Raw genomic sequence first — 15,390 nt, 5'->3', positions numbered from 1 at the left:
AAATTCTTTATTATGGGGATGTATCTTGGTGGCTTAACTCGGCTAATAGCGCGGGCCATAGTGTCCGGAAATCGCTCTCTAACGCTTGATAATCATCGTACAGCCAAGGCACTAAAGCAGCCAACTGATTGGGGCCAGATAAACGTCGGCCAATTCCTGCGACCGCCCGACAGGTAAAGGAAAAGTCCGCATAGCTTCTTAGCCAGTCGTGCTCGACGAGAATCGGCATCATACCTGCCAGCCGGTTCGGCGCGGGCCGTGCGGAGAGCAGCCGATAACAACGCTCAACAATCGCCTCTTGATCCGCCATCCCTGCAGTATCCCGGGCTAGAAAATGATCCCACACCATATCCAGCGCTATACCCGCATAGCGACGCTGACCAGCTGGCGCACGCCGCCGTGCATCAATGACGCTAGGATGGCTATCTACCCAGGCATCCACCCGGCGGTGATGGCGAATACCCAGCGCAGTGGCGCTAGGCCAGGCGCTTAAATCGCGCCCCTTAACCCCATCGGCAATTAAATTGCCGTAGAGAAAATCATCGCTACCGGCACTCACCAACCAGGCATGGGCAAGAAAGTTCATAGCCGGCTATGGTGGCGCTTTATCAGCGTGTGAAGCAACGTGGGCGCGATGCACGTCGAGCAAATAGGCCTCTTTCGGCGGTGGCATTTGCAAATAGAACCCTTTATCTTTAATGCCTTCCACCACGTCTGCTGCATTCACCCGCGACAATTTCTTGTCAGCGGTCAACAGCATAGTAAACACCGGCACCGGCTTGCCGAATGTTTCCAGCAGTTGCTCTGGGACATCGGCCAACCCTTGACGCTTATCGACGTATAAATACATTTCATCTTTACGCGAGCTTTTAAAAACCTCGCAAATCAGTTTGTCGCTCATGCTGTTCGCTCCTCAAGAGCCTTGGCTAACGCGGTATTCAAATACTCGCCCCGCCAACCGCTCGGCCAGCTGTAAGGTTCCCCCGCCAAGTCCTGCATCACCAGTGTTTCAATATCGCGGCGGCGCATGAGCATTTCTGGCGCCACCCCTAAGTCATTGGCTTTGTCGGTTACCGCCTTCTTGAGCGCTTTAAAACGCGACTTGAATGTCGGGTGCATGGGGTCTGGCCAACGCTTGGGTAGTCCCGTTTCATCGCAGTGCAGGGCTTGTTTAACCATCGCCAGCAGTGCATCGCCCTCTTTTTTGATTAGCATCGGTTTAACGCCTTCCACCTCTGCGAGTTCGAAGCGATTACTGGGCATCTTTTCGGCGATCGCAAACAGCAGTTTGTCACTAATCAACCAATTACGCGGCAAGTTGCGACGGCGAGTTTCGCCTTCACGCCACGTAGTCATCAGCCGATACGCTTCCATTTGACGGGGAGTGAGGCGCCATAGTTGACGTTGACGGGTATACCACTGTTGATCGTTATCAACACTGCGCCCGGCCTGTTCGATTAGGTTAGCGCACTCATCGTCTACCCACTCGCGGCGCCCAAGCATGGCAAGCTTTTCAGCCTGTAGCGTCCAGACTTTGAGTAAATAGATAACGTCCAGCGCGGCGTAATGGCACTGCGCTGGCGACAGCGGGCGCACTAGCCAGTTTGAACGAGTTTCCTCTTTAGGCAGGGTTTCACCCACCCAAAATTCGACCAGCTTTTGATACCCCATGCCTGGGTTTTCGCCCAAGAACCCCTGTACCACCTGGGTGTCGATTAACGGCTCAGGCAGTACCCCCGCCCAGTGCTGAAAGACTTCCAGGTCTTCGCTGCAGGAATGCAGTAACTTGATGGCACTATTTTGCAGCAGGGCGCGGAATTTATCGCTACACGGGACGGCCACTGGATCAATCAGATAAACCTCTTCACCGGCGGTAAATTGAATCAACGCAGGGACTGGAAAAAAGGTGTTCTCTCGGAAAAACTCGGTATCCAGTGCAATTACAGAGGCATCGGCAACTTGCTCGCACGCTGTATCAAGCGCATCTGGGGTATCAAGCCATTGAAAAGAGGGAGTAAGAGAGGACAAAAGCATTCTTCCAAGTTGGCGCAAACGCTTTAGCGCTTGCGTTTTAGGTAGGCTTATTCGCTGGCAAACGGCAGACGCCCATTAAAGGCACGACTCAAGGTACCGCCATCAACGTATTCCAGCTCACCCCCCATGGGCACGCCATAGGCAAGCCGAGAAAGTTTGACGCCATGTTCGGATAGCAGCGCAGCAATATAGTGGGCAGTGGCTTCACCCTCGATGGTAGGGTTAGTCGCCAACACCACCTCTTCAATGAGTCCTTCTGCAACACGCGCTTCCAGCAAGTCTAAACCAATTGACTCTGGCCCCACGCCGTCTAACGGCGAAAGGTGGCCGTGAAGCACAAAGTAGCGGCCTTTAAAGCCACCGGCTTCTTCAATCGCCAGTTGATCGGCAGGCGACTCTACCACGCAAAGCAGCGCATCATCACGACGCGGGCTTTCGCACAGCATGCAAATATCAGCCTCGGTGAGCGTGCGGCAACGTTGGCAATAACCGACTTCTTCGATCGCCTGTTGAATAATCGCAGCAAGTCGCTGCCCACCTGGCCGTTCGCGCTCAAGTAGATGCATTGCCATACGCTGGGCCGTTTTAGGCCCAACGCCTGGCAGTATGCGAAAAGCATCCATTAACTGCTCAACGAGAGGAGAAAAGCGCATTGCTTAGAACGGCATCTTAAAGCCGGGGGGAAGGTTCAAGCCCGCCGTTGCTTCTTCCATCTTCTGTTTAGAGCTAACTTCCAACTTGCGTACTGCGTCGTTGACCGCCGCTGCTAACAAATCTTCCAGCAACTCTTTGTCCTCTTCCATGACGCTGGGGTCAATGGACACGTTGGAAACGTCGTGGCGACCGTTCATGGTAACCTTAACCATTCCGGCACCCGCCTCGCCCTGCACTTCGGTATTAGCGACTTCTTCTTGGGCGCGCTGCATTTTTTCCTGCATCTCTTGGGCTTGTTGCATCAAATTGCCCATTCCACCTTTAAACATGGCCTTATCTCCAACGTAAGTAGTTAAACTGTTAATAAAACGTTCTAGTTAAAAAAGTTGCTGTCTCGGCTGAATTAAAAGCGTTTAGCGTGCCGCGTCGGCAGGCTTTACGCTGGATTCTATCAGCTTTGCACCAAATGCCTGCTGTAACTTCTGTACATGGGGGTCGTGATTGAGTAGATCAACCGCCTGGGCGTGGCGCTCTTTATTAAGACGCTCTTCGCGCTGCCGGGGTGTTTCCATGCTAGTAGACAACTCGGCCACGTAAAACGCTATGCGCCGGGGCATGCCCTGCTCTTTCAGCGCCCGTTCGATGCGCGTTTGGTGCACCTCCGCCTGCATGGCCTCTTGACTGGGGTCTAGGCGAAGCGTCAGCAGCGTGCCGTCGTCACCCTCGACCAAACAATTGCCCGCCAGGTTACGAGTTAAGCCACCCAAGCCCAGGGAGTCAAAGCACTCCAACCACTTAGTATTATCCAACTTGCCTGGCAGGGTTTGAGAAACGGTTTCAGAAACAGCTTCAGAAACGACTTCAGGAACAGTCTCTAGAATGGTTTCTGGAATGGCTTCTGGCCGGGTTTCTGGAATGGCTTCAGAAAGTGCCTCTGGTTGAGCTGTGGGTGGCTCAGCCGTGGCGGGCTCCAAGGCCTCGGGCTCAGAGGCGGGGCCGGGCGTTAAGGTTGGCTCTGGTTCAGCAGCATGTTCCGGCTCAGCCATCGCCGCTGGCTCTGCGGTTTGCTGGGCAGCTTCATTCTCTATCACTGCTGCATCAGCTTCGACTGTCCATGGGGGTGGCTCTTGCAGCGGCGGCTCCTCTTCAGCGGAAGGCACGGACGTTTGAAGCTGAGCCTCCGCCAGCGGCTTTGACTGAGATTCTGGCTGAGCGCCTGAACGGGCTTCAGCTTCTGCCGCAGGCTGCGACTCGCGTGATGCTGTCTCTACCACTGACGCTTGAGCACTCACATCAGTCGCAGTTGCCTCAGAAGGCTCCCGGCGGAGAGGTAGAGGAGTACGTGGAGGCTTCGGCACGCCTTGAGGGCGAAACGCCAGCATGCGTAGCAGCGTCATCTCTAACGCGCTACGCAGATCAGGGGCATGCACCATGTCCCCGCGACCCTGAATACCAATCTGGTAATAGAGTTGAACATCTTCAGCGGTGAAACGGCTTGCCAACTGCAGGATAACGTCACGATCACCGTGGCTGTTATCTACGGCGTCAGGCACCATTTGTGCCACCGCCAAACGGTGCAACATGCTTGATAGCTCATCCAGCACCGCGGCAAAATCCGGGCCTTGCTCAGCTAACTGAGCGACTTCGGCTAACAGCCGCTGCACATCTACATCGGCCAGGGCCTCTGCCAAACCGAGAATATGGCGATGATCCAAGGTGCCTAGCATGGCAGCCACATCCGCATGACGGACGGCTCCCTGACCAAATGCAATGGCTTGGTCGGTTAGGCTCATGGCATCGCGCATTGAGCCTTCCGCTGCTTTACCCAGCAGCCACAAGGCGCTCTCATCAAAGGCGACGCCCTCTTCACCCAGCACATAGGTAAGGTGCTCAACCACCCGCTCTGGCGGCATATGTTTGAGGGTAAATTGGAGGCAGCGCGAGAGCACCGTCGGCGGCAGTTTTTGCGGGTCGGTGGTCGCCAGCAAAAATTTAACGTGGGGAGGCGGCTCTTCCAGCGTTTTCAGCAGCGCATTGAAACTGCTAGTGGAGAGCATGTGCACCTCATCAATCAAGTACACCTTATAACGCCCTTGGGTAGGCGCGTACTGAACGTTATCCAGCAGTTCCCGGGTATCTTCTACTTTAGTTCTTGACGCCGCATCTACCTCAATAAGATCAACAAAACGCCCTTCATCGATTGCTTGACAGCTATCGCACTGTCCACACGGGGTAGAGGTAATGCCTTCATCACCACGGCCATTGGCCGTGCAATTCAAACACTTGGCAAGAATACGCGCTAATGTGGTTTTACCCACGCCGCGGGTACCCGTAAATAGGTAGGCGTGGTGCAGACGGCCCTGATCAAGGGCATTGACCAAGGCGCGCTGAACATGGGCCTGGCCCACGAGTTCGTGGAATGTGCGAGGCCGCCACTTGCGGGCCAGAACCTGATAACTCATGAAGCTGTACTTCCTTCGGCGGGCAGACTTGTCTCGCGCTGGAGCCAGCGCGAGACAAGTGCCACGATGCATAACAAAGACGATGCGATAACAAACGCCATTCTAGCGGTTGCACCGCAGCCCGCCAACCGCCAGAAACAGGCGGAATATTCGACAACGCTTAGGCGTTACCACCGCTTTCCGCCGCACCGGCACGCTCAGCAGCGGCTTTTACCAGCTTTTCCAACTCCCCGTTTTGGTGCATTTCAACCACGATATCGCAGCCACCCACCAGTTCACCTTCTACCCACAGCTGCGGGAAGGTGGGCCAGTTAGCAATCTTAGGCAGTTCAGCGCGAATATCAGGGTTATCCAGGACGTTAACGAACGCAAAGCGCTCGCCGCAGCTCATCAACGCCTGAACGGTCTGGGCAGAAAACCCACACTGGGGCAGTTGGGGCGAACCTTTCATGTAAATCAGAATCGGGTTTTCGCTAATTTGACGCTGAATGTTTTCGGCAGTCGTGCTCATACTATTCTCCTTGCTTATCAATGACCGATGCTCTCTCACTCATTTACTTGGCTCGGCCCTAGCCCTTGAACCTAGCTCGTGAACCTAGCCCTTGTAATGAGGACTTGAGACTAGTACTTAATATGGTTCTTAAGACCAGTACCTGAGTAGAGCGCTCGGTTTTAACGTGTAAAGGGCATTCTACGCATGCCGTCCGCGTTGCGCATCCCCTGCAGCATCGCTAGGATAGTGTTTTTGCGCGGAGAGAAGCTCTTATGGCGACACGCCATTTCCTGACCTTGCTAGATTTGACCCCGGATGAACTGGACTATTTGATCCAGCGCGCCATTACGATCAAAACCAATCTCAAAGCCCAAGGTCCTGTTTATACACCATTACCTAACCGCACCCTGGCGATGATCTTTGAAAAATCATCGACACGTACGCGGGTTTCGTTTGAAACGGGAATGGCACAGTTTGGCGGCCACGCACTCTTCCTCTCCCCCCGCGATACTCAGCTAGGCCGGGGCGAGCCAATTGAAGACACCGCTCGAGTACTGTCTGAAATGGTCGATGCGGTAATGATTCGTACCTTCTCTCACGCGGGGCTAGAAACTTACGCCAGCGCCAGCAGCGTACCGGTGATTAACGCCTTGAGCGATGACTATCACCCCTGCCAACTGCTTGCCGACGTAATGACTTGGACTGAACTACGCGGCAGTGTAAAAGGACGCACAGCGGTGTGGATTGGCGATGGCAACAACATGTGCCATTCATGGATAAATGCCGCTCGACAGTTCGGTTTTCATCTGCGCATTTGCTGCCCGAAAGGCTACGAGCCTCGTGCCGATATTATGGCAGCCGCTGGCGATCAAGTAACGCTACTACACGACCCCCAGGAAGCGGTAAAGCAGGTCGACCTGATCACCACCGACGTTTGGGCTTCTATGGGCCAGGAAGAGGAGCAGGCAAAACGTGAGGCCGACTTCGCCGGGTTCCAAGTGACAGAAGCCATGCTCGATCAGGCTAATCAAGACGTACTCTTCCTGCACTGCCTACCCGCACATCGCGGCGAAGAAATCAGTCACACCCTGCTCGACGACCCCCGCGCAGTAGTTTGGCAGGAAGCAGGGAATCGCCTGCATGCCCAAAAAGCACTGATTGAATTTTTACTACTAGGAAAAGTCGCTGACTAATCGTTTTTTTCAATAAAAAAAGCCTCGTCTGAATAACGAGGCTTTTTTCTAGAATTTCGGTAAAGATTGTTTTGGCAGGGATTAACTTGGTGGAGCCTAGCGGGATCGAACCGCTGACCTCAACACTGCCAGTGTTGCGCTCTCCCAGCTGAGCTAAGGCCCCACATGCTATCCTTCAACAGCGAGGCGAATACTACGTTGTACCTTTGTCCTGGTCAAGTATTCACATCATCCGCGGCTAACTAATTCTCCTTTGTCGTTAGCTGTGGCACTCTATGCATTAGAGTACAAGGCCAACGCCTGAGCCCATGATGTTTCCATGCAGGAGCCTGTCCATTGATCACTGTACTTATCGCCGATGATCATCACCTAGTTAGAACTAGCATCGCTCACCTGCTAAACGAAGAGCGTGACATTAAAATTGTGGGCGAGGTCGACGACGGTGAAAGTGCCGTGACCCAGTGCCGTCATTTAAAACCCGACATCGTGCTGATGGACATTCGCATGCCAGGCATTGGCGGGCTTGAGGCCACTCGGCGTATTCACCGAAATATGAAAGACGTCAAGGTTTTGATCTTAACTGCACATATGGAAGACAGCGTACTGCGTCGCATGCTGGAAGCCGGCGCCTCAGGCTTTTTGAGCAAAGGCGCAGATGCAACAGAAATGACCGATGCCATCCGCCAAGTCTTCCACGGCCGACGCTATGTAAGTCAACAAATTGCCCAACGGCTGGCTATGTCACATTTTACCGATGAGGATAATCCGTTTAGCCATCTCTCCCACCGTGAGCTACAGATCGCCCTTATGATTGTGAACTGCCAGCGCGTACAAGATATCTCCGATCGTCTGCATCTAAGCCCTAAAACGGTCAATACCTACCGTTATCGACTGTTTGATAAACTACCGGTAGCCACCGACGTCGAGCTGACTCATCTAGCGCTCCGCCACGGGCTGGTAGAGGGGTTTGACGCGACTCAAATATAACCCCACCCTCCCCTGCTGTTATCGGGTATCGACACGCTGCTATGACCTTTGATTCAAAACAGTTCTTAAGCTCGGTAAGCTCCTCACCGGGGGTTTATCGGATGCTTGATGAGCAAAGCAACACCCTCTATGTGGGCAAAGCCAAGCGCTTAAAAACGCGCCTTACCAGCTATTTTCGTGGTCAGTTGAACACCAAAACCCAGGCCATGGTGGGGCGTATCGCTGACGTTCAAGTCACCGTCACGCGTACCGAAACCGAAGCGCTGCTGCTCGAACAAACGCTGATTAAACAACTGCGTCCGCCCTACAATATTTTGCTGCGCGACGATAAGTCCTATCCGTTTGTATTTGTCACTGACCGCCACCCCTACCCGGCCCTTGAGTACAAACGCGCCCGGCAACGCAGCGACGATGGACGCTACTTAGGCCCCTACCCCAGCAGCGGCGCTGTGCGCGAAAGCCTGGCATTGATGCAAAAGATATTTCATATTCGCAACTGCGAAGACAGCGTGTTTGCCCACCGCTCGCGCCCCTGCTTGCAATATCAGATACAGCGCTGTAGCGCCCCCTGCGTCGACTATATTTCCGCCGAAGACTACCGCCGGGATCTCGAACACGCGGTAATGTGCCTTGAAGGTAAAAGTGAGCGTGTTACACAAGAATTAATGGAAGCAATGGAAACCGCTAGCCAGGCGCTTAACTTTGAAGAGGCCGCTCGCCTGCGTGATCAGGTTCAACAGTTGCGACAGCTTCAGCAGCGTCAGTTTGTCGACACCGGCGGCGGAGATGCCGATATTTTCGCCCTCGCCCAGCGCCCCGGCGCGCTTGGCGTTTCAGTGCTAAGCGTCCGCGACGGCCGGCTGCTGGGGGCGCGCCATCACACGCCCAAAAACGACCTGGATCTGCCGCTAGAGACACTGCTCACCGAAGTAGTTAGCCAATACTATTTTGGTCAACCGCACAACGTGCCCAGCGAAGTAATTACTAGCCATCCCCTCGACGATAGCGACCTGATTGCCGAGGCACTAACCCAGCAGGCAGGCAAGCGCATTCGCGTTACCAGCCAAGTACGCGGTCACCGCGCCCAGTGGCAACAGCTCGCCATTACCAACGCCGAGCAACAGTTGGCCTCGCAACTGGCTAATCAAACCCAGCTTACCCAGCGCTTTACCGCCCTGCAGAAAGCGTTGGGCTTAGCAGAAACGCCGCAGCGCTTGGAGTGTTTCGACATTAGCCATAGTCACGGAGAGGCAACCGTTGCCTCCTGTGTCGTATTTGATCATCAAGGCCCCCGTAAAAGCGACTACCGCCACTTCCGCATTGAGGGGGTAGCCGCCGGCGACGACTACGCCGCTATGCAACAAGCCCTGACACGGCGTCTTAAGCGAGTAAAAAGTGGCGAAGCGATTGCCCCCGACATTTTGATCGTCGACGGCGGCAAAGGGCAGCTCAATATGGCCCGCGAGGTGTTTAAACAACTCGACATCAGCAACATAATGCTACTGGGCGTTGCCAAAGGCACTACGCGTAAAGCGGGGCTTGAAAGCTTGTTTGTAGAAACCGCTGACAACCCGCTCGACCTGGATCCGGCCTCCCCCGCTTTACACCTGATCCAGCATATTCGCGATGAATCACACCGTTTTGCCATTGCTGGCCACCGCGCTCAGCGCGATAAAGCGCGACGCACCTCCACCTTGCAGGACATCCCCGGCATTGGCCCTAAACGTCGGCGCGAGTTACTGCGTTTTTTTGGCGGCCTTCAAGGGGTGCAAAAGGCCAGCCGCGATGAGTTAGCCCGGGTACCGGGCATTAATGCGTCGTTAGCAGAAAGTATTTATCGGGCACTCAACGGATAAACGCCCGTTTGGCATGGATGCTATCGACCAAGGGGGATAGAATGAGCCCCAGACACTTCGAATCCTCTGATTTTCCGGCAAGGATCGCACCCTGCGATGAACATACCCAATATATTGACACTGGCGAGAATCGCCTTTATTCCACTGCTGGTGGTGCTATTTTATCTACCCTTCAGCTGGAGCATGCCCGTGGCGGCGGGCCTGTTTGGATTGGCCTCCATCACCGACTGGCTGGACGGCTATTTGGCGCGTCGCTGGAACCAGTCAACGCCTTTTGGCGCCTTTCTAGACCCAGTAGCCGATAAACTCATGGTGGTCGTGGCCCTGGCGTTATTAATTGAGCTTTATGACACCCTGGTGCTAACGCTTCCAGCGCTGGTCATTATTGGCCGTGAAATTGTCATTTCGGCGCTGCGCGAATGGATGGCTGAAATGGGCAAACGTGGCATGGTGGCGGTTTCCTGGGTAGGCAAGTTGAAAACGACCCTGCAAATGGTGTCGCTGCTAATCTTGCTGGCACTTCCGCCGACCCATGAATTTGCACTGCTGGGCGTTGTAGTGCTGTATAGCGCCGCTATCCTGACGTTGTGGTCGATGATCCAGTACCTGAAAGCCGCCTGGCCGCACCTTAGCCGTTCTATGTAAGCTGCTGATAAGGCAATAAGGAGCGCACATTAATTGATTGACAACTTGGCGGTGATCCGTATAATTCGCCCTCGAGTCAAGCGGGAATAGCTCAGTGGTAGAGCATCGCCTTGCCAAGGCGAGGGTCGGGAGTTCGAATCTCCTTTCCCGCTCCAACGACTTTTGAGGCTGGATGGCAGAGTGGTTATGCAGCGGACTGCAACTCCGTGTACGCCGGTTCGATTCCGACTCCAGCCTCCATATTTGTGTAGCAGTGATGTTTTAAGTAGCACGAAACAGCATTGCAGTATGATTGTTTGTAATGTCTAGCCCGGATGGCGAAATCGGTAGACGCAAGAGACTTAAAATCTCTCGGGGGTAACCCCGTGCCGGTTCAAGTCCGGCTCCGGGCACCATTTTACAAACTAGATTACTCCCTTCCAGTTTCCCCCATATTCGTTTATTTTCATTTTACTCATTCTTATACGCTGCTTTCAGCTGCGCTTATTCTTGCGCTCAAACATCCCGTATTTCTTATCCGAAAACATCGCTAAACGCGAATTGCCACGCTATGATGCCTGCCTCCTAACCAGTTGCTATCGGCAACGCTAGCGACATTCAGGGTTTGCAATAATTCGGTCAGTATCAAGAGGGAGCGGGCACTATGAGTACGCCAACATCCGATGTACTTATCATTGGCGGCGGCGTCGCTGGGTTAACCCTTGCCTTGGAAGTGGCTGATCACAGGTCAGTAACGCTGGTGCGCCCCGCTCAAGATGACCAAGGCGCTAGCCGCTGGGCCCAAGGCGGCATTGCTGCCGTGCTCTCGCCGGATGACGATCTCGACGCGCATATCAACGATACCCTTATTGCTGGCGATGGGCTGTGTGATATCGAGGCCGTTCGCTTTACTGTTACCCACGGGCCCGCTGCCATTCAGTGGTTGATTGATAAGGGCGTTCCTTTTACACCCGAGCCCGACCCCACCGCGCGCTACCCTTATCACCTGACCCGTGAAGGTGGTCACAATGCCCGGCGTATAATCCACGCTGACGACGCCACAGGCCGCGCCGTGGTGGACACCTTATTAGACAGCGTTGCAAGACATCCCAACATAACCCAGCGCAACGACCTAACCGTGGTTGGCCTGTTACAAGATGACCAAGGCGCTTGCCGCGGCGCCTACGGCAACGATACTAACCACCAATGGCACTCAATCACCGCACGCCATACCGTGCTGGCAACCGGCGGCGCAAGCGGCCTTTACCGTCACACGACTACCCCCGCTCCGAGCAGTGGCGAAGGCATGATGATGGCCGCAGAGCTGGGCGCTCGGTTAATGAATCTGGAGTTCCAGCAATTTCACCCTACCTGCCTGTTTGACCCTGAAGGCCCGGCGTTTTTGATTAGCGAGGCAGTTCGCGGAGAAGGCGGTCATTTGCTTAACGAGGCGGGAGAGCGGTTTATGCTGGTGCTGGATAAGCGCGCCGAGTTAGCCCCTCGCGATGTAGTCGCCCGCGCCATTGATGCTGAAATACAGCACAGCTCACTGGGACATGTGTGGCTGGACATTCGCCATTTAGGTGAACAAGCGATTCGCCACCACTTCCCTACTATTCTGGCGCACTGTGCCACCCGAGGCATCGACATCACCCAGCAGGCCATTCCCGTGGTGCCTGCCGCCCACTACAGCTGCGGCGGTGTCGCCACCAACCTGCAAGGCGCCAGCGATGTTGCCAACCTCTATGCCATCGGAGAAACCGCGTGCACGGGCCTCCACGGCGCCAACCGTATGGCCAGCAACTCACTGTTAGAGTGTTTAGTATTTGCCCGCAGCTGTGCTCAAGCGTTGCTCACACAAGCGCCGGAACAACACGACCAAACGACCCGTTGTGGCGAGCTTCAGCCCCCGGGGCGGGCCGCAGCCACCGCCGTGCCCGAGACAGTGCTCAGTGATATACGCCAACAGATGCGCGCCACCATGAGCCAGCATGTTTCGATTGTACGTAGCGCAACCGGGCTAACCGCCGCGCTGGCGAACCTAAAGGCACTGCTAAACAGCCTGGAAGAACTAGAAGGGGCCCTAACCTCCCCGGAAGGCAAACGCTTACACCAGACACTACAACTGGCCATATTGACGGTACTCGCCGCCCTGCAACGCCATGAGTCCCGCGGGCTGCATTACTCCACCGACTGGCCCCACCAACAACCCAAAGCCGCTGCCTCTTCGCTTTCGATAACCGATTTAACACAAGCGTGAGAAAAAAACGCTAGCGGCCAGGGCGGTGGAATAACTGCCGTACCTCACGCAGGCTTTTTTTAGTTGCGCTATCCGGCCAGAGCCAAACCCGCTGCTTACCCACATACAGGCCGATTAACCAGGGCCCTAAATAGTCACAGCGTACTTGATCCGCATCCCCCAGGCCCTCGCTTTGCGTCAGTGAACCCTCCGCTGACTGCGACTCACACAGCCAGCGGCCTTGAACCTGTGGCGCTGCAGACGCCAGCGAAAGCACGCCTTTGGGTTGACGAATATAGCCGCGCCATCCAAGGACACCGCCTAGCATAACCATTGCTATTGCTGCTGGCTTACCCCCCACCCAATAGCTCATCGCCACTATGCCGAACAACAGCCCACATTGGGCAAGTAGCCAATACTTAGAGGGTACGATAGGCAGAATTATCGGTGGTTTCAGCATGCTCAATAATCATCTGTACGATACGCCGCTGGCTAGGCTCCTCAGGCCACTCCCGGTGCATCAGCCAAACAAATAGATCCTGATCCTCACCTTCAATGAGCTGTTGATAGGCAAGTTGATCCGCTTCGCTGAGATGGTCAAAACGCTGTTCAAGAAAGGGTATAAGCAGCAGATCAAGCTCCCACATACCGCGCCGGGAGTGCCAGTAAAGCCGTTTGCGCAAAATGGCTGCTGGGGAATTGTCGTCGTTCAACGTCAGCCGCTCCGATCTAAGAAATGAAAAACCAGTATACCTAAGCTGTAGGGTCGCGCCAGCGCCCACCATCACCTATGCTGTTAATTAGTGTAGAACCTTGTTTTATCTGAATTGTTTTATACTGATTTGCGCAGTATGCTGAATTTGAAATTAGCGAGGTCGCAAGCGCCACGGCCTTCAATGTTCGCAGGGAGCCAACCGATGACTAAATCTGAATTAATCGAACAAATTGCGATGCGTCAGCCGGAGTTGTCCGCCAAAGATGTTGAAACGGCGGTGCGTATTATCCTGGACGATATGACGGATTCTCTTTCTAGCGGTGGTCGCGTTGAGATCCGTGGTTTCGGCAGTTTTTCACTGCACTACCGGGAGCCGCGGGTAGGACGCAATCCAAAAACAGGCGACGCCGTTGATCTGGAAGGCAAGTATGTACCGCACTTTAAGCCAGGCAAGGAACTACGCGAGCAGGTAGATGCTAGCCGAGCACTTGGCTACTAAAACGCGACTATTAAATAGGATTTATAGAAGCCTAGACCTTCTGCGGGATGACGGCGCGGCTCGAGTCGTACACAATAGCGCTACCGTGAACGTCACAGACTAGGAAACTCAAATGCGTTGGATCAAAGGGCTGTTTCTAGCCGTTATTTTACTGATAGTAGTGCTGGTAGGTATTCTGTTTGCCGTTAACAATCAGCAAACCATTGCCTTAAACCTTATTTGGCTGGAGCTGCCAGCGGTATCGCTATCGGTTTGGCTGCTAGCAACACTGGTGTTTGGCGTTGTGCTGGGCATGCTCGCCATGCTGGGCGTCTATGTGCGATTAAAAGCGACCCTGGCCCGCAGTCAGCGACAGAATAAGCAGCAGCGTAAAGAGCTTGATAGCCTACGCACCCAGGAGTTCAAGGAACTGGCATAAATGCTGGATGTCGCGCTGCTAAGCGTACTGTTGGTCGCCATTGCCATCGGTTACGGGTTAGGTTATCGCCAAGCCGGACGCCGCCGACATCGCTCCCAACCGTCCGCGTCCTCCTCGCAGGCGCTCTCCCGTGATTACTTCGTCGGGCTTAACTACCTGCTTAACGAGCAGCCCGACGAAGCGATCAATACCTTTATCAACGTGCTTTCGGTCAACAGCGACACCGTTCACACTCATATCGCCCTCGGCAAACTGTTTCGCGCCCGAGGCGAAGCCGATAAAGCGGTTAGCATTCACCAAAACCTATTGGCGCGGCCCGCCCTTTCGCAACATACCAACGAACAGATACAGCTCGAGCTTGCCCGGGATTTTATGGCGCTTGGAGTGCATGACCGCGCGCAGCGACTACTCAATACGCTGCTGGAAAACAGCGGTGATGACGACCACCGCTATGCTGCCAAACAATTGCTCGTCGATTTATTAGAGCGCGAAAAAGCTTGGCAGCAAGCCTTCGACGTGATCCAGCCGCTGCTTAAACAGTACCCTAAGATGCGACGCCCCGCGGCTCACTGGCTATGTGAGCTGGCGCTGGAAGACATTAGCGAAGCCAGCCGACCACTGGCTAAAAAACATCTCAAAAGAGCCCTACAACTAGATGCAAACTGCGTTCGCGCCACGCTGCTGCTGGCCGAATTAGAGATGGACAACGGTCATTATGCCCGCGCAATTGAACGATTAGACAACATACCGGGCCAAGAGATAGCGCATATTCCAACCATGCTGCCCGCCCTTAAGCACGCCTATTTGCGCAATAATGATGAGGTGGGGTTTGAGGCTCACCTTTATCGGCTACTTGAGCAAGCGCCATACACCAGTACTATTATTGCGCTAGGGCAGCTCGTACATCAGCGTGACGGTGTCGACAAAGCGATTGAGTTAATCGGTGAGCGATTGCGCGCTGTGCCGAGCTTAGGCGGGCTGGATTATTTGATCGATCTGTATATTGAAAGCCAGCGGCTTAGCGGAAAACCTTCCCCTGATACGCGCCTGTTGCTATTAAAGCATCATACCGATGCGCTGCTGCTTAACCGAACGCGTCACCGCTGCCAACGCTGTGGCTTTGCCAGCGACGCGTTACAGTGGCAGTGCCCCAGTTGCCGCTACTGGGGCACGATCAAGCCAGTCATTGGCGTAGAGGGTGAATAGTCAGCCCCGC

The 15,390-nt window shown here is 54.5% G+C and carries 17 protein-coding genes and 4 tRNA genes; 11 read left to right on the top strand and 10 right to left on the bottom strand.

All coding sequences use genetic code 11. The features are described from left to right. Positions 1–10: 10 nt before the first annotated feature. From A6R74_RS06590 to grxD, 7 genes are all read right to left on the bottom strand, one after another. On the bottom strand, positions 11–586 hold the full coding sequence (locus A6R74_RS06590) for an acyl carrier protein phosphodiesterase (RefSeq protein ID WP_064233657.1): 576 nt from the start codon (positions 584–586) through the stop codon (positions 11–13). Between the two features lie 6 nt (positions 587–592). Continuing rightward, a complete protein-coding gene (locus tag A6R74_RS06585; protein WP_064233656.1) occupies positions 593–901 on the bottom strand; it encodes a YcgL domain-containing protein in 309 nt (102 codons plus the stop codon). Next, on the bottom strand, positions 898–2,034 hold the full coding sequence (gene rnd, locus A6R74_RS06580; RefSeq protein ID WP_064233655.1) for a ribonuclease D: 1,137 nt from the start codon (positions 2,032–2,034) through the stop codon (positions 898–900). Before rnd ends, A6R74_RS06585 begins: the two co-directional genes overlap by 4 nt. Positions 2,035–2,081: 47 nt before the next feature. Further along, a complete protein-coding gene (gene recR / locus A6R74_RS06575) occupies positions 2,082–2,687 on the bottom strand; it encodes a recombination mediator RecR (RefSeq protein ID WP_064233654.1) in 606 nt (201 codons plus the stop codon). A 3-nt stretch (positions 2,688–2,690) separates the two neighbouring features. Beyond that, positions 2,691–3,017: a YbaB/EbfC family nucleoid-associated protein gene (locus A6R74_RS06570; protein ID WP_064233653.1), complete on the bottom strand. Its 327-nt coding sequence runs from the start codon at positions 3,015–3,017 to the stop codon at positions 2,691–2,693. An 84-nt stretch (positions 3,018–3,101) separates the two neighbouring features. Then, positions 3,102–5,150, bottom strand: coding sequence for a DNA polymerase III subunit gamma/tau (gene dnaX / locus A6R74_RS06565; RefSeq protein ID WP_064233652.1), 2,049 nt, complete (start codon positions 5,148–5,150; stop codon positions 3,102–3,104). 160 nt (positions 5,151–5,310) lie between these two features. After that, positions 5,311–5,661 carry a Grx4 family monothiol glutaredoxin gene (grxD, locus tag A6R74_RS06560; RefSeq protein ID WP_064233651.1) on the bottom strand — a complete coding sequence of 117 codons (351 nt, stop codon included), beginning with the start codon at positions 5,659–5,661 and terminating at the stop codon, positions 5,311–5,313. A 254-nt stretch (positions 5,662–5,915) separates the two neighbouring features. On the opposite strand from grxD, the gene argF reads away from it, so the two are divergent. After that, positions 5,916–6,836, top strand: a complete 921-nt coding sequence (gene argF, locus A6R74_RS06555) for an ornithine carbamoyltransferase (RefSeq protein ID WP_064233650.1) — start codon at positions 5,916–5,918, stop codon at positions 6,834–6,836. An 87-nt stretch (positions 6,837–6,923) separates the two neighbouring features. Here the strand turns inward: argF and A6R74_RS06550 are convergent. Next, positions 6,924–6,999 (bottom strand) — tRNA-Ala (locus A6R74_RS06550). A gap of 173 nt (positions 7,000–7,172) precedes the next feature. Here A6R74_RS06550 and uvrY point away from each other — a divergent pair. The 7 genes from uvrY (at position 7,173) to nadB (ending at position 12,563) form a co-directional block, all read left to right on the top strand. Continuing rightward, entirely contained in the window at positions 7,173–7,823 is a 651-nt protein-coding gene (uvrY, locus tag A6R74_RS06545; protein ID WP_064233649.1) for a UvrY/SirA/GacA family response regulator transcription factor, read from the top strand. A gap of 41 nt (positions 7,824–7,864) precedes the next feature. Beyond that, positions 7,865–9,679 carry an excinuclease ABC subunit UvrC gene (gene uvrC / locus A6R74_RS06540; protein ID WP_064233648.1) on the top strand — a complete coding sequence of 605 codons (1,815 nt, stop codon included), beginning with the start codon at positions 7,865–7,867 and terminating at the stop codon, positions 9,677–9,679. 96 nt (positions 9,680–9,775) lie between these two features. Next, complete coding sequence (pgsA, locus tag A6R74_RS06535; protein ID WP_064233647.1) at positions 9,776–10,324, top strand: CDP-diacylglycerol--glycerol-3-phosphate 3-phosphatidyltransferase; 549 nt, start codon at positions 9,776–9,778, stop codon at positions 10,322–10,324. Positions 10,325–10,404: 80 nt separating this feature from the next. Continuing rightward, positions 10,405–10,479 (top strand) — tRNA-Gly (locus A6R74_RS06530). An 11-nt stretch (positions 10,480–10,490) separates the two neighbouring features. Beyond that, positions 10,491–10,564 (top strand) — tRNA-Cys (locus tag A6R74_RS06525). Positions 10,565–10,632: 68 nt separating this feature from the next. After that, a tRNA-Leu gene (locus tag A6R74_RS06520) sits at positions 10,633–10,719 on the top strand. 248 nt (positions 10,720–10,967) lie between these two features. Beyond that, positions 10,968–12,563, top strand: coding sequence for an L-aspartate oxidase (gene nadB, locus A6R74_RS06515; RefSeq protein ID WP_064233646.1), 1,596 nt, complete (start codon positions 10,968–10,970; stop codon positions 12,561–12,563). Between the two features lie 10 nt (positions 12,564–12,573). Here nadB and A6R74_RS23030 read toward each other — a convergent pair whose 3' ends face one another. Together A6R74_RS23030 and A6R74_RS06505 are read right to left on the bottom strand one after the other, a co-directional pair. Beyond that, a complete protein-coding gene (locus A6R74_RS23030) occupies positions 12,574–13,002 on the bottom strand; it encodes a hypothetical protein (protein ID WP_240488182.1) in 429 nt (142 codons plus the stop codon). Beyond that, on the bottom strand, positions 12,962–13,255 hold the full coding sequence (locus A6R74_RS06505; RefSeq protein ID WP_064233645.1) for an FAD assembly factor SdhE: 294 nt from the start codon (positions 13,253–13,255) through the stop codon (positions 12,962–12,964). The genes A6R74_RS23030 and A6R74_RS06505 overlap by 41 nt, the downstream gene beginning before the upstream one ends. Before the next feature lie 204 nt (positions 13,256–13,459). On the opposite strand from A6R74_RS06505, the gene A6R74_RS06500 reads away from it, so the two are divergent. From A6R74_RS06500 to lapB, 3 genes are all read left to right on the top strand, one after another. Further along, positions 13,460–13,756 carry an integration host factor subunit beta gene (locus tag A6R74_RS06500; protein ID WP_007113226.1) on the top strand — a complete coding sequence of 99 codons (297 nt, stop codon included), beginning with the start codon at positions 13,460–13,462 and terminating at the stop codon, positions 13,754–13,756. A gap of 112 nt (positions 13,757–13,868) precedes the next feature. Next, a complete protein-coding gene (locus A6R74_RS06495; protein ID WP_064233644.1) occupies positions 13,869–14,174 on the top strand; it encodes a LapA family protein in 306 nt (101 codons plus the stop codon). Further along, positions 14,175–15,380 (top strand): lipopolysaccharide assembly protein LapB, encoded by a 1,206-nt coding sequence (gene lapB / locus A6R74_RS06490; RefSeq protein ID WP_064233643.1) that lies wholly within the window; start codon positions 14,175–14,177, stop codon positions 15,378–15,380. Positions 15,381–15,390 lie beyond the last annotated feature (10 nt).

This window comes from Halomonas sp. ALS9, from assembly GCF_001651035.1.
Classification (GTDB): Bacteria; Pseudomonadota; Gammaproteobacteria; order Pseudomonadales; family Halomonadaceae; genus Vreelandella.
The sequence above is the reverse complement of the archived record's forward strand: the minus strand, read 5'-3'. Positions and strand labels throughout refer to the sequence as shown.